The 12,860-nt window shown below is 64.8% G+C and carries 9 protein-coding genes and 1 pseudogene; 4 read left to right on the top strand and 6 right to left on the bottom strand.

Annotated elements, in window-relative coordinates:
* Nucleotides 1-113: 113 nt before the first annotated feature.
* Nucleotides 114-998, top strand: a complete 885-nt coding sequence (ku, locus tag AC0L3B_RS08250; protein ID WP_018454048.1) for a non-homologous end joining protein Ku — start codon at nt 114-116, stop codon at nt 996-998.
* Nucleotides 999-1,216: 218 nt separating this feature from the next.
* Here the strand turns inward: ku and AC0L3B_RS08245 are convergent, their stop codons facing one another.
* The 6 genes from AC0L3B_RS08245 to AC0L3B_RS08220 all read right to left on the bottom strand — a co-directional run bounded on the left by AC0L3B_RS08245 (nt 1,217) and on the right by AC0L3B_RS08220 (nt 9,381).
* The gene (locus AC0L3B_RS08245; protein WP_473380276.1) at nt 1,217-1,906 is read right to left on the bottom strand and encodes a response regulator transcription factor; all 690 of its coding nucleotides are present in this window, start codon (nt 1,904-1,906) and stop codon (nt 1,217-1,219) included.
* Nucleotides 1,903-4,626 carry a DUF4118 domain-containing protein gene (locus AC0L3B_RS08240; protein WP_473380275.1) on the bottom strand — a complete coding sequence of 908 codons (2,724 nt, stop codon included), beginning with the start codon at nt 4,624-4,626 and terminating at the stop codon, nt 1,903-1,905. The genes AC0L3B_RS08245 and AC0L3B_RS08240 overlap by 4 nt, the downstream gene beginning before the upstream one ends.
* A gap of 37 nt (nt 4,627-4,663) precedes the next feature.
* On the bottom strand, nt 4,664-5,266 hold the full coding sequence (locus tag AC0L3B_RS08235) for a K(+)-transporting ATPase subunit C (RefSeq protein ID WP_473380274.1): 603 nt from the start codon (nt 5,264-5,266) through the stop codon (nt 4,664-4,666).
* Between the two features lie 110 nt (nt 5,267-5,376).
* Entirely contained in the window at nt 5,377-7,491 is a 2,115-nt protein-coding gene (gene kdpB, locus AC0L3B_RS08230) for a potassium-transporting ATPase subunit KdpB (RefSeq protein ID WP_473380273.1), read from the bottom strand.
* Nucleotides 7,492-7,556: 65 nt separating this feature from the next.
* Entirely contained in the window at nt 7,557-9,260 is a 1,704-nt protein-coding gene (gene kdpA, locus AC0L3B_RS08225) for a potassium-transporting ATPase subunit KdpA (RefSeq protein ID WP_473380272.1), read from the bottom strand.
* A gap of 31 nt (nt 9,261-9,291) precedes the next feature.
* The gene (locus AC0L3B_RS08220) at nt 9,292-9,381 is read right to left on the bottom strand and encodes a K(+)-transporting ATPase subunit F (protein WP_018454042.1); all 90 of its coding nucleotides are present in this window, start codon (nt 9,379-9,381) and stop codon (nt 9,292-9,294) included.
* Between the two features lie 488 nt (nt 9,382-9,869).
* Here AC0L3B_RS08220 and AC0L3B_RS08215 point away from each other — a divergent pair.
* The 3 genes and pseudogenes from AC0L3B_RS08215 to AC0L3B_RS08205 all read left to right on the top strand — a co-directional run bounded on the left by AC0L3B_RS08215 (nt 9,870) and on the right by AC0L3B_RS08205 (nt 12,811).
* Nucleotides 9,870-10,341: pseudogene (locus tag AC0L3B_RS08215) on the top strand (hypothetical protein).
* A gap of 214 nt (nt 10,342-10,555) precedes the next feature.
* A complete protein-coding gene (upp, locus tag AC0L3B_RS08210; RefSeq protein ID WP_473380271.1) occupies nt 10,556-11,191 on the top strand; it encodes a uracil phosphoribosyltransferase in 636 nt (211 codons plus the stop codon).
* 33 nt (nt 11,192-11,224) lie between these two features.
* Nucleotides 11,225-12,811: an AMP-binding protein gene (locus AC0L3B_RS08205; protein WP_473380270.1), complete on the top strand. Its 1,587-nt coding sequence runs from the start codon at nt 11,225-11,227 to the stop codon at nt 12,809-12,811.
* Nucleotides 12,812-12,860 lie beyond the last annotated feature (49 nt).

Below are 12,860 nucleotides of genomic sequence, written 5' to 3'. Positions count from 1 at the left end.
TGGTCCCGGATTCTCTTTGGCGTGAAGCCTATCACGGCCCGCATCCCACCCGGAACCAAAACCCCGCGGGACGGTTGGGGTTCCAAAATGACTCGCAGACGCTGGAGAACGGAATGGCACCGCGCGCCTATTGGAAGGGAACGTTGAAGCTCTCGCTGGTCAGTTGCCCCGTTGTGCTTTATCCGGCGACCACCGCGGCCGAGAAGACGCGGTTTCACATGATCAACCGGGAGACCGGCAACCGGTTGAAGCAGCAGATGATCGACGCCGAGACCGGCGACGTCGTCGAGAGCGACCAGAAGGGGCGCGGCTACGAGCTGCGCAAGGGCAAATATGTCGAGATCGAGCCGGAGGAGCTCGAAGCAGTCCAGATCGAGAGCAACCACACCATCGACATCGAGAGCTTTGTGCCGAGCGACGAGATCGACCAGCGCTATCTCAACCACCCCTACTACATCGCGCCCGACGGCAAGGCCGCGGTCGATGCTTTTGCCGTGATCCGCGACGCCATGAAGGACCAGGATCGCGTCGCGCTCGCCAAGATCGTGCTCACCAATCGCGAGCACATCATCGCGATCGAGCCGCTCGGCAAGGGCCTGCTCGGCACCACGCTGCGCTTCCCCTACGAACTGCGCGACGAGGACCAGTTCTTCGACGACATCAAGAGCCCGAAGATCACCAAGGACATGGTTGAGCTCGCCGGCCATATCCTCCAGACCAAGACCTCCCATTTCGATCCCAGCAAGTTCAAGGACGACTACGAGACCGCGCTGAAGGCCCTGGTGAAGCGCAAGGCCAGCGGCAAGACAATCGAACTGCCGGAGCCCGAGGAGAAGCCGAGCAATGTGGTCAGCCTGATGGATGCGCTGAAGCAGAGCTTGAAGGGACGCGGCGGGAAGAAGACGGCGGCGAAGTCCCATGCGCGCCGGGCGTCGGGGCGAACGGGCGCGGCGAAGAAGACGCATCGGTCGACCGCGCGGCAGAGGAAGGCGGGTTGACTTAATCCGTCATTGCGAGCGCAGCGAAGCAATCCAGTATCTTTCCGCGGGGGCAGTCTGGATTGCTTCGCTGCGCTCGCAATGACGATGCTGATGCAGGCTTGCGCCGACCGTCATGCCCGGGCTTGTCCAGGGCATCCACGTTCTCGGTCCCCTGGGTCAAGACGTGGATGGCCGGGACAAGCCCGGCCATGACGGATCGTTGCACGCGGGCAACCCTAATCCCCTGCCCTTAACCGATACCCGATCCCCGTTTCCGTCAGTACATATTGCGGCCGTTCCGGATCGGCTTCGATCTTCTGCCGGAGCTGGCGGACATAGACGCGCAGATATTGCGCGTCGGTCAGCTCGTCCCATAACTCCCTCAGCAGGAAGCGGTGGGTGAGCACCTTGCCGGCGTGCTGCACCAGCACACGCAGGAGGTCATATTCCTTCGGCGACAGTTTGACGTCGCGCTCGCCGACCCTGACGACCCGGCGCACCAGATCGACCGAGAGATCGCCGGCACGAAACACCGGCCGTTCGCCCTGGATCTGAAGCTGGTGCCGCAGCGCGGCGCGCAGGCGCGCCAGCAGCTCGTCCATGCCGAACGGCTTTGTCAGATAATCGTCGGCCCCGAGATCGAGCGCCTCCACCTTGCCGGCTTCGTCGCCACGGCTCGACAGTACCACGATCGGCACAGCTTCATTGCGGGCGCGGATGGTGCGCAGCAGCTCGTGGCCCTGAATGTCAGGCAGGCCGAGATCGAGGATGATCAGCGCGGGAGCCTCGCTGAGCTTCTCCAGCGCGGTCTTGCCGTTCGACGCCTCCAGGATCTCATAGCCTTGCGTCGAGAGCCCCATCCGCAGCAATTTGCGGATCGGCGGCTCGTCGTCGATGACCAGCACCTTGATCGGGGCTGCGCTCATGCGGCGGTATCCAATGCGTGGGTCCGGGCCGGAATGGGCAGACGGATGGTCAGAACCGCGCCGCTCCGGTCGCTGCGATTCGCGGCCGAGATCGTGCCACGCATCGCCTCGACGAAGCCGCGGGAGATGGCGAGCCCGAGCCCGGTACCGGGACGGACATGATCGCCCTTCCGCGCGCGATAAAACTTGTCGAACACGCTCTCGAGCTCCTCGGACGGAATACCCTCGCCCTCATCGGTAATCTGGAGCACCACATGGTCGCCGTCGCGCCGGCTGCGAATCGAGACCGTCGCGTGGGGCGGCGAATATTTGGCGGCGTTGTCGAGCAGGTTGAACAGCACCTGCTCGAACAGCACCGCATCGAGCTGGAGCATGGGAAGGTCTGCGGCCGACTCCAGCTCCACCTTGTGGGCGGTGAGGATCTTGGCTGCCCGCCGGAGCGCGCTGCCGACGATCTCTCCGAGATCGTGCAACGCAGCGTTGGGCACGATGGCGCCGGATTCGAGCTTGGTCATGTCAAGCAGATTGGCAATGAAGCGGTTGAGCCGTTCGGATTCGTCGATCACGGTGGCGAGCAGGTCGCGCTTCTCGGTGTCGGAGAGCGCGCTGGCGAAATCGCGCATGGTCGAGGCCGCACCCAGCACGGATGCGAGCGGCGTCTTCAGGTCGTGCGAAATCGACGTCAACAATGCGGAACGCAGCCGCTCGGATTCGACGGAGCGCTTGACGCGATCGACGTCCTCGACCAGCAGCACGCGCTCGATTGCCAGCGCACCCTGGTCGACCAGCGCATCGAGCAGCCGGCGCTGGTCCGGCGTCAGCAAGGGACCGGTGCGGTCGTTGTCGATCCCAATGACCCCAATCGGGCCGCGCCCGGTGCGCATCGGCAGGAATAGCCGTTTTGCACCAGGCAGCGTGTCCGAGCCGCGGCCTGCAGGCCGGTCATTGCTCCAGGCCCAGTTGGCGGCCGCAAGGTCGGCCTGATCGAGATCGTCCTCGGGCGGATAGCCCGACTTCACCGTGAGCAGCCCTTCGTCCGGCAACAGCAGCACCACGCGGACTTTCAGCATCAGCGCGATCTGGTAGGCGGTCGCCCACAGCACGTCGTCGAGCGTGCCGGTGCCGGCGAGCTTGCGGCTGAAAGCATAGAGCTGCTCGGTGGTCCGGATGCGGCCGATCGCAGCATCAGCCTGGGTGCGGACCCGCCCCGCCACATTCGACACCACGAACGCAATCAGCATGAAGAAAAAGAACGCCGCGACATTGGTCGGATCGGTAATGGTGAAGGTATAGACCGGCGGCAGGAAGAAGAAATTGTAGGCGAGCGATGCCGCGACACTCGCAAGCAACGACGGCCACAATCCGTAGCGCACGGCAACCGTCACCACGGCGGTCAGGAACATCAGGTCGACGTTCTCAATGCCGAAATACGGCTTGATGGCCACGGCAGCAGCGAGGCCAAGCGCGGTGATCCCGAGTGCCTTCAGATAGGGCCGCGCATCGAACGGGTCCGATCGCGTTGCGGTCTGCACCGCCGTCTTCGGCGCCGGCTCGCCCGTGAGTTCGTCGCCAGGAATGACATGCACGCTGATATTGCCGGCGCGGCGCACCAGATCGTGCACGACGGAGCCGCGCGTCATCTCGAACCAGAGCGAGCGCGTCGACTTTCCGATCACGATCTGGGTGACGTTGTTGCCCTGTGCGAAGTTGACGACATCGTCGGCGAGGCGGCGGCCGACGCCCGGGATCGTCAGCGCCTCGCCGCCGAGCGATTCCGCGAGCCGCAGCGTATCGGCGAGCCGGTCACGCACCTCATCGGACATTTGCAGGTAGCGCCGCGTCTCGATCGACACGGCGATGAACGGCGCGTGCAGCCGGTCAGCCAGCCGCTTGGTGTAGCGCACGAGGCTGGCCGCACGCGGATCTTCGCTGACGCAGACGAGGATGCGCTCGCCCGCGGCCCAGGGACCGGCGATCGCGTTCGCCTGCATGTGGGTGAGCAGCTGCTCGTCGACCCGTTCGGCGGTGCGGCGAAGCGCGAGTTCACGCAGCGCGGTCAGGTTGCCCGGCGAGAAATAATGCTCCAGCGCCCGCTCGGCCTGCCTGGGGACATAGACCTTGCCTTCTTTTAGCCGCTGGATCAGGTCGTCGGGCGTGAGGTCGATCAGCTCGATGGCGTCTGCGCGGTCGAACACCGAATCCGGCACGGTCTCGCGCACCCGGACATGGGTGATCTGCGCGACGACGTCGTTCAGGCTCTCGATGTGCTGAATATTGACGGCGGTGTAGACGTCGATGCCGTGGGACAGCAGCTCCTCGACATCGAGATAGCGTTTCGGATGGCGGCAAAGGTGAGCATTGGTGTGGGCGAGCTCATCGACCAGCGCGATTTTCGGCCGGCGCGCGATCACGGCGTCGAGATCCATTTCCTCGACAATCTGGCCGCGGTAGTCGAGCTTCTTGCGCGGGATCACTTCCAGCCCGCGCACCAGCGCCTCGGTCTCGGCCCGGCCATGGGTCTCGACGAAGCCGACCACGAGGTCGATGCCGGCCTCGCGCTTGGCGTGGGCGCTTTGCAGCATCTCGTAGGTCTTGCCGACGCCGGGAGCGGCGCCGACGAAGATTTTCAGCTTGCCGCTCACGCCCTCCTCCCGGCGCGCGGCTTCCAGCAGCGCCTCGGGCGAAGGACGTTGTTCGGGATCGCGGCGCTCTCGGACCATCAGGTCAATATAATCATCCGCTCGGACCTAGCCTAGACTACTTCGTGGCACGATCGAGCGCGAGATTCAGAGTCAGCACGTTGATCCGGGGCTCGCCGATCAGGCCGAGCAGGCGGCCCTGGGTGTTGGAAGCCACCAGTTGCTTAACCTGATCCTCCGGCACGATTCGCGCCTTCGCGACGCGCGACACCTGGAATTGCGCCGCTTCCGGCGAGATATCCGGATCGAGGCCACTGGCTGAGGTCGTCACGAGGTCGACCGGCGCGGCGGCATTCGGGTTCTCGCCCCTGAGCTTGTCCACATCCTCCTTCAGCCGGTCCGCCAGCGCCTTGCTGGTCGGGCCGAGATTGGAGCCGCCGGAATTGGCGGCGTTGTAGGGCGCCGGTACCGTCTTGGTCGAATCGTTCGGATCCGGCGCGACCGTCGCCGAGGGACGGCCGTGGAAATATTTGTCGTCCTTGAACTCCTGCCCGATCAGGGCGGAGCCGACCACCTTGCCGTCCTTCTCGATCAGGCTGCCCTGCGCCTGCACCGGGAAGATCGCACCGGCAATAGCGGTCATCGCCAGCGGATAGGCCAGGCCGGTGATGGCGGTGAGCACCAGCAGCAGGACGATGGCGGGGCGGATTTCTCTGAGCATTCGTTTCTCCTATTTCTTTTCGTCATTGCGAGGAGCGAAGCGACGAAGCAATCCAGCCTCTCAGCTGCGGCAAGAATTCTGGATGCTTCGCTTCGCTCGCAATGACGGGGTTAAGCCAGGTGCAAGGCAACGACCACGAGATCGATTGCCTTGATGCCGATGAAGGGAATGACGATGCCGCCGAGGCCGTAGATCAACAGGTTGCGCCGGAGCAGTACGCCGGCCCCGACCGCGCGATAGGCGACGCCCTTCAGCGCCAGCGGGATCAGCGCGATGATAACAAGCGCGTTGAAGATGATCGCCGACAGGATGGCGCTCTGCGGGCTCGACAGATTCATGATGTTGAGCACATTGAGCTGGGGGTAGAACGCCAGGAACATCGCCGGGATTATCGCGAAATATTTCGCGACGTCGTTGGCGATCGAGAATGTAGTCAGCGCGCCGCGCGTCATCAAGAGCTGCTTGCCGATCTCGACCACCTCGATCAGCTTGGTCGGATTGGAGTCGAGGTCGACCATGTTGCCGGCCTCGCGAGCCGCCTGGGTGCCCGTGTTCATGGCGACACCGACATCTGCCTGCGCGAGCGCCGGCGCATCGTTGGTGCCGTCGCCGCACATCGCCACCAACTTACCCTTGGCCTGCTCGTGGCGGATCAGCTTGAGCTTGTCCTCGGGAGTTGCCTGCGCCAGGAAGTCGTCGACGCCGGCTTCCGCTGCAATCGCGGCCGCCGTCATGGGATTGTCGCCGGTAATCATGACGGTGCGGATGCCCATGCGTCGCAGCTCGGCAAAGCGCTCGCGGATACCGCCCTTGACGATGTCCTTGAGCTGGATGACGCCGAGCAGCTTGCCGTCCCGGGCGACCGCCAGCGGCGTGCCGCCGGCCTTCGATATGTCGTCGGCGATGGTCTGAATCTCGCGGCCGATGTCCGAGAGCCCGGCGGGCTGGATGGAACGAGCCGTGTTGCCGGAGGCGACCACCAGCGGTCCACCGCCACCGACATAGTTGAGGATCGCATCGACCGCGCCCTTACGCACCGACGAGCCGCCGGCGTCGACGCCGCTCATGCGGGTCAGCGCCGTGAACGGGATGAAGGTGGCTCCCAACTCGGCCATGTCGCGGCCACGGATACTGTATTTTTCCTTGGCCAGCACCACGATCGAACGGCCCTCCGGGGTCTCGTCGGCGAGCGAGGCGAGCTGGGCCGCGTCCGCCAGCTCCTGCTCGGTGACCCCGCGCACCGGGCGAAAGGAGGTCGCCTGGCGGTTGCCGAGCGTGATCGTTCCGGTCTTGTCGAGCAGTAGCGTGTCGACGTCTCCGGCGGCCTCGACCGCACGGCCGGACATCGCCAGCACGTTGAAGCGGACCAGACGGTCCATGCCGGCGATGCCGATCGCCGACAGCAGTGCGCCGATCGTGGTCGGGATCAGCGTCACGAACAGCGCGACCAGCACAACCACCGAGATCGAGCCGCCGGCATAGGCCGCGTAGCTCGGGATGGTGACGGTGGCGAACACGAAGATGATGGTGAGGCCCGCCAGCAGGATGTTGAGCGCGATCTCGTTCGGAGTCTTCGCCCGCTCGGCGCCCTCGACCAGCTTGATCATACGGTCGATGAAGGTCGAGCCCTGCGCTGCCGTGATCCGCACGCGAAACCAGTCGGACAGCACCTGGGTGCCGCCGGTCACCGCCGAACGGTCGCCACCGGATTCGCGGATCACGGGTGCGGACTCGCCGGTGATGGCGGCCTCGTTGACGGACGCGACGCCCTCGATCACCTCGCCATCGGAGGGAATGGTATCGCCGGCCTCGACCAGCACGATGTCGCCGACCTTGAGGCTGGTGCCCGGCACCAACTTGAAGGTGCGGTCAGAGCCGGTCAGTAGCTTGGCCTGGCTCTCGGTGCGGGTCTTGCGCAGCGATTCCGCCTGCGCCTTGCCGCGGCCTTCTGCTACCGCTTCGGCGAAGTTGGCAAACAGCACCGTGAACCAGAGCCAGACGATGATCTGGAAGGTGAAGCCGAGATTCTCACCGGCGGTGAGGAGATCGCGCAGGAAGATCACAGTGGTGAGCGCGGCCACGATCTCGACCACAAACATCACCGGATTCTTGATCATCAAGCGCGGATCGAGCTTGATGAAGGACGCGCGGATCGCAGGCACGACGATCTTGGGATCGAGCATCGCCGAGACGGACGCGCGTTTTTGCCGTTTCGTGGTATCCATGGAGGTCACTCCAAACAATCAGAAGGCGGTCGATCAGAACACTAGTCGTTCAGAACACTTGTTGTTCAGAAGATTTGGCCGGCGTTCATCGCGAGATGCTCGACGATCGGACCGAGAGCGAGGGCCGGGAAGAAGGTCAGGCCGCCGATGATCAGGATCACGCCGACGACGAGGCCGACGAACAGCCCGCCCGTGGTCGGGAGGGTGCCCGCGGACGGCGGGATCGATTTCTTGGCGGCCAGCGAACCCGCGATCGCCATCGCCGGGATGATCATGAAGAAGCGGCCGACGAACATCGCGCTTGCGAGCGCGAGATTGTAGAAGAAGGTGTTGCCGGTGAGGCCCGCGAATGCCGAGCCGTTGTTGCCGGTCGCCGAGGTGAAGGCGTAGAGCACCTCGGTGAAGCCGTGCGGTCCGGCATTCGCCATCGAGGCGGCCGCCGCCGGATAGGCCACACCGACCGCCGTCCAGCCGAGGATCATCAGCGGCAGCACCAGGATCGCGAGCATCGCCATCTTGACCTCGCGCGCCTCGATCTTCTTGCCGACATATTCCGGCGTGCGACCGACCATCAGGCCCGCGACGAAGATCGCGAGGATGACGAACAGCAGCATGCCGTACATGCCGGCGCCGACTCCGCCGACAATAATCTCGCCGAGCTCGATGTTGATCAGCGGAATCATGCCGCCGAGTGCGGTGAAGCTGTCATGCATGGCGTTGACCGCGCCGCAGGAGGCGGCCGTCGTGATCACGGCGAATAGCGAGGACGCGACGATGCCGAAGCGGACCTCCTTGCCTTCCATGTTGCCGCCGGTCAGGCCGAGCGCGTGCATGGTCAAGGTGCCGCTGGCTTCCGCCCAATAGGTGATGGCGACACCGGCGAGGAACAGCACGCCCATCACCGCGAGGATCGCCCAGCCCTGGCGCTGGTTGCCGACCATGCGACCGAACACGTTGGTCAGCGCCGCACCCAGCACGAAGATCGACAGCATCTGAATGAAGTTCGACAGCGCAGTCGGATTCTCGAACGGATGCGCCGCGTTGGCGTTGAAGAAGCCACCGCCATTGGTCCCGAGCATCTTGATCGCGACCTGCGAGGCGACCGGGCCCACGGCAATTGTCTGCTTGGCACCCTCGAGGGTGGTCGCCTCGACATAGTCGCCGAGCGTCTGCGGCATGCCCTGCCAGACCAGGAACAGCGTGTAGACGATGCAGATCGGCAGCAGGACGTACAATGTGCAGCGGGTGACATCGACCCAGAAACTCCCGACGGTGCGTGCCGACGCACGCGAGAAGCCGCGGATCAGCGCCACCGCCAGCGCGATGCCGGTTGCCGCCGAGAGGAAGTTCTGGTGTGTCAGGCCGAGCATCTGCACGAGATAGGAGATCGTGCTCTCACCGCCGTAGTTCTGCCAGTTGGTGTTGGTGATGAAGGAGATCGCGGTGTTGAAGGAGAGATCCGCGGCGACAGCGCTTTGGCCGGCCGGATTGAACGGCAGGACGGCCTGCAACCGCATCACGCCGTAGATGATGAGGAAGCCGCCGACATGGAAGAACAGCATGGCGACCGTATAGGTCAGCCAATGCTGCTCGCGCTTCTCGTCGACGCCGGAGAACCGGTAGATGCCGGCCTCGATCGGACGCAGCACCGGAGACAGGAAGGTCCGCTCGCCGTTGAACACGCGCGTCATGTACCAGCCGAGCGGTTTTGTGAGCGCGACGGTAATGACGCAAAAGAGAATGATCTGGAGCCAACCGATCATAGTCATGATATCAACCCTTCAGGCTTCGTGAGCACGGTCAGAACCGCTCGGGCCGCAGCAGCGCGTAAGTGAGGTAGAACAGGAGGCCGAGCGAAACGGCGCCGGCGAGCGAATAATCGAAGATCATGGCCGCTCCTTCAAAGCCGTTCGCAGGCGTAGGTGTAGCCAATCGCAAGGGCGAAGAAGCCGAAGCTCAGCGCCAGCATCAGAATGTCCATCATGGAGATACTCCTCGTTGCGCCATTGATTTGGACGCAACCGTTTCTCGGGAGACCCGGTCGGCGCGTGAAAGGAAATGCCAGTGCATTTCCACCGCGCCCACCGGGACCTTTGACCGTGCTGAAGTGCCACCCCAGGCATAGGTTTTCGAGACGAGGGCCGTGGCGAAGTTATAGGAATCTCATAAAAGGCCGAGGCTGGCCTGGTCGGACAACGCTCGCGAGGCACATCACATCGTCGTCCCGGCGAAGGCGGAGAATGGCGCGCGACCGCCCCCATCCCGCACTTATGAAATCCCTATATCTCCCGCCCCGCCCCCATCTCGTTTTCAAATGCCGTTTTGGCCATCTTGGAGAGGCCGGCCGACTGACCGACGCCACCTCCAGGAGGCCTGACATGACCACCGCCGCTCTCCGACACTACGATCCACCGTCACTTGGCAACCGCTTGCGCAATGCGCAGGTGATGACGCAACCGTTGATGCTCGAGATCATCGACAAGGCGTGTCGGCACTTCCCTTCGCTCGGACAGATCGAGCCCACCGCGCGCGTCACGCGCCTGATCGAAGCAGAAGCCTGGGCCGATGCCGCGCTGGCGCTGATGGAGCTGGAGCTGCCGCTCTGGCAAGTCCGCCGCATCGCCTATGACGAGGGTGAATGGCATTGCGCTCTCTCGCGCGAGCGCGAATTGCCGGACTGGCTCGACGCCGCGGTCGAGGCGCGCCACTCCGATCTCGCGCTCGCACTGCTGTCGGCTTTCATCGAGGTTCGGGCATTGGCCCTGGAAGTTTCGCGTCCGAGCGTTCCCACTGTTCGCCCCGCGCCTGACTCGCTCTACGAGGCCGGTAGGCTGCGAAAATATCGGCTAGTGGGCGCGGTCCTGACGCCCGTCATCACACTCGTGGCGCGCGGGCTCGGAGCATAAACCGTCACGCCCATCGACCGCGAATTGACCATGGCTGCCTACGGGGCGAGCAACCGGCTCCGCAGCGCGGTCGCGACGCCCGGCTGAAGGCACGTCTCCCGCACCAAAAACACTCGGCCGATCTGGCGCAGTTTCACGGAACCGTGTAGATCGGTTTCATGAGCATCAGCAACGTCAACGTGGTCGCCCATCCCCTGGTCCAGCACAAGCTCTCCCTGATGCGGGAGAAGGACCGCTCGACCAAGAGCTTTCGCGAAATCCTGAACGAGATCGGGATGCTGCTCGGCTACGAGGTGACGCGCGACCTGCCGCTGGAGCTGGTCGAGATCGAGACGCCGATTGCGCCGATGCGGGCGCCCAAGATCGCCGGCAAGAAGCTCACGCTGGCGCCGATCCTGCGCGCCGGCGTCGGCTTCCTCGACGGCATGCTGGCGCTGATGCCGTCGGCGCGCATCGCTCATATCGGGCTCTACCGCGATCCTGATACGTTGCAGGCCGTGGAGTATTACTTCAAGGCGCCGCAGGACCTGTCGGATCGCACCGTGATCCTGATGGACCCCATGCTGGCGACCGGCAATTCGGCCTGTGCCGGCGCATCGCTGCTGAAGGCGCGCGGCGCCCGCGACATCCGCTTCGTCTGCCTTCTGGCCGCGCCTGAAGGCATCGCGCAGTTCCACAGCGAGCATCCGGACGTGCCGGTCTGGACCGCCGCGATCGACGAGCGGCTCAACGACCACGGCTACATCGTGCCGGGGTTGGGCGACGCCGGCGACCGGATGTTCGGCACCAAGTAGACAGGTTCGCGCGGTCGGGTTAGTCCGGTTGCCATGAGCGCCAATGAATTCTCGCTGCAATCGCTGATCCGGGCCGAGGCGGCCGCTGATCCCGCCTTCGTGTTCGACGGCACGCTGGTTTCGCGCGCCGAATTCTCGGAACAGATCGAGCAGACCGCCGCCTGGCTTGCCGCGCGCGGTATCGGCAAGGGCGACGTCGTCGCGGTCTGGCTGGTTAACCGGATCGAATGGATCGCACTGCTGTTCGCCGCCGCCCGGCTCGGGGCCATCGTTGCCGCCGTCAATACGCGCTACCGCAGCGCGGAGGTCGCGCATCTCCTGAAGCTGTCCGGCGCCAGGCTGATGGTGATCGAAGCCGCGTTCCGCTCGATCGACTTTGCCGCTATTCTCGCCGACGTCGCCAAGGACGAGGTGCCTGCGCTGCGAGAGCTTGCAGTTGTGGGCGCGGATGAGATTCCCGCCCAATGGCCATGCGTGCGCTTCGATGCCTTCGACAAGCCCCATCCGCCGGCTCCGCCTGCGGAGGAGGACGTTGATCTGCCTTTGCTGCTCTACACGACATCGGGCACCACCAAGGGACCGAGGCTTGTCGCGCATTCGCAGCGAACGCTGGCCACGCACGCCGCTGCCGTTGCCAAGGCGCTCAAACTCTCGCCGCAGCGCCATGCGCTGCTGGCAATGCTGCCGTTCTGCGGCACTTTTGGAATGACGAGCCTGCTCGGCTTCGTCGCAGCGGGCGCGACCGTCCATGCGCTCGATATTTTCGAGGCGGCGCCGGCGCTGAAGATTCTCCGCCAGCGCGCGATCACGCACGCCTTTGGCTCGGACGAGATGTTCCGCCGCATCCTCGCCCTCACCGACGCGCCGCATCCGTTTCCGCATCTCGAAGTCTGCGGCTTTGCCGCGTTCCAGCCCGGCTGGCGCGAACTCGCCGCGGAGGCCCAGGCGCGCGGCATGTCCCTGTTCGGCCTCTACGGTTCGAGCGAGGTTCAGGCGCTGTTCTCGATCGCACGCTCAAGTGATGGCTTCGCCGATCGCATCGAGGGCGGCGGCTGGCCGATGTCGCCGGAGGCCAAGGTCCGCGTGCGCGACACCGAGACCGGCGAACTCGCCCCTCGCGGCGTCTCCGGCGAGATCGAGATCCGTGCGCCATCACTCTTTCTCGGCTACTACAACAATCCCGACGCGACGCGCGACGCCTTCACCGCGGACGGCTTCTTCCGCACCGGCGATATCGGCCGGCTGCGCGGCGACGGCTCCTTCGTCTACGAAACCCGCGCGGGCGACGCCATGCGGCTCGGCGGCTTCCTTGTCGCGCCCGGCGAGATCGAGGACGAACTCAAATCGTGCGCTGGCGTGGCCGACGCCCAGGTCGTCGCGGTCGATCTGAAGGGAAACGCACGCTGCGTTGCCTTCGTGATCCCTGCTCGGGAAACCCACCACGAGCCGCCGCGGCAGGACGCGTTGACCGCGCGCCTGCGCGAGCGGCTCGCCGGCTACAAGGTCCCGGCGCGGATCTATGTCGTGGAGGCCTTCCCCGTCACCGACAGCGCGAACGGCGTCAAGATCCAGCGCGCCCGGCTTCGGGCCATGGCGATGGACCGGATCGCGGCCGAATAGCTCTGCCGTAGCGCGTCACGGTGATCGGGCGCGAATATCGCGGCGCCCG

Source organism: Bradyrhizobium sp. Kon56, assembly GCF_055807635.1.
Note: the sequence above shows the minus strand (reverse complement) of the source record. Positions and strands in the feature narration are given on the sequence as shown.

Coding starts and splice junctions, on each gene's coding strand:
- AC0L3B_RS08245 (WP_473380276.1), bottom strand. CDS start 1,906: ATGAGCGCAGCCCCGATCAAGGTGCTGGTCATCGACGACGAGCCGCCG.
- AC0L3B_RS08235 (WP_473380274.1), bottom strand. CDS start 5,266: ATGCTCAGAGAAATCCGCCCCGCCATCGTCCTGCTGCTGGTGCTCACC.
- upp (WP_473380271.1), top strand. CDS start 10,556: ATGAGCATCAGCAACGTCAACGTGGTCGCCCATCCCCTGGTCCAGCAC.
- kdpA (WP_473380272.1), bottom strand. CDS start 9,260: ATGACTATGATCGGTTGGCTCCAGATCATTCTCTTTTGCGTCATTACC.
- AC0L3B_RS08240 (WP_473380275.1), bottom strand. CDS start 4,626: ATGGTCCGAGAGCGCCGCGATCCCGAACAACGTCCTTCGCCCGAGGCG.
- AC0L3B_RS08220 (WP_018454042.1), bottom strand. CDS start 9,381: ATGATCTTCGATTATTCGCTCGCCGGCGCCGTTTCGCTCGGCCTCCTG.
- ku (WP_018454048.1), top strand. CDS start 114: ATGGCACCGCGCGCCTATTGGAAGGGAACGTTGAAGCTCTCGCTGGTC.
- AC0L3B_RS08205 (WP_473380270.1), top strand. CDS start 11,225: ATGAGCGCCAATGAATTCTCGCTGCAATCGCTGATCCGGGCCGAGGCG.
- kdpB (WP_473380273.1), bottom strand. CDS start 7,491: ATGGATACCACGAAACGGCAAAAACGCGCGTCCGTCTCGGCGATGCTC.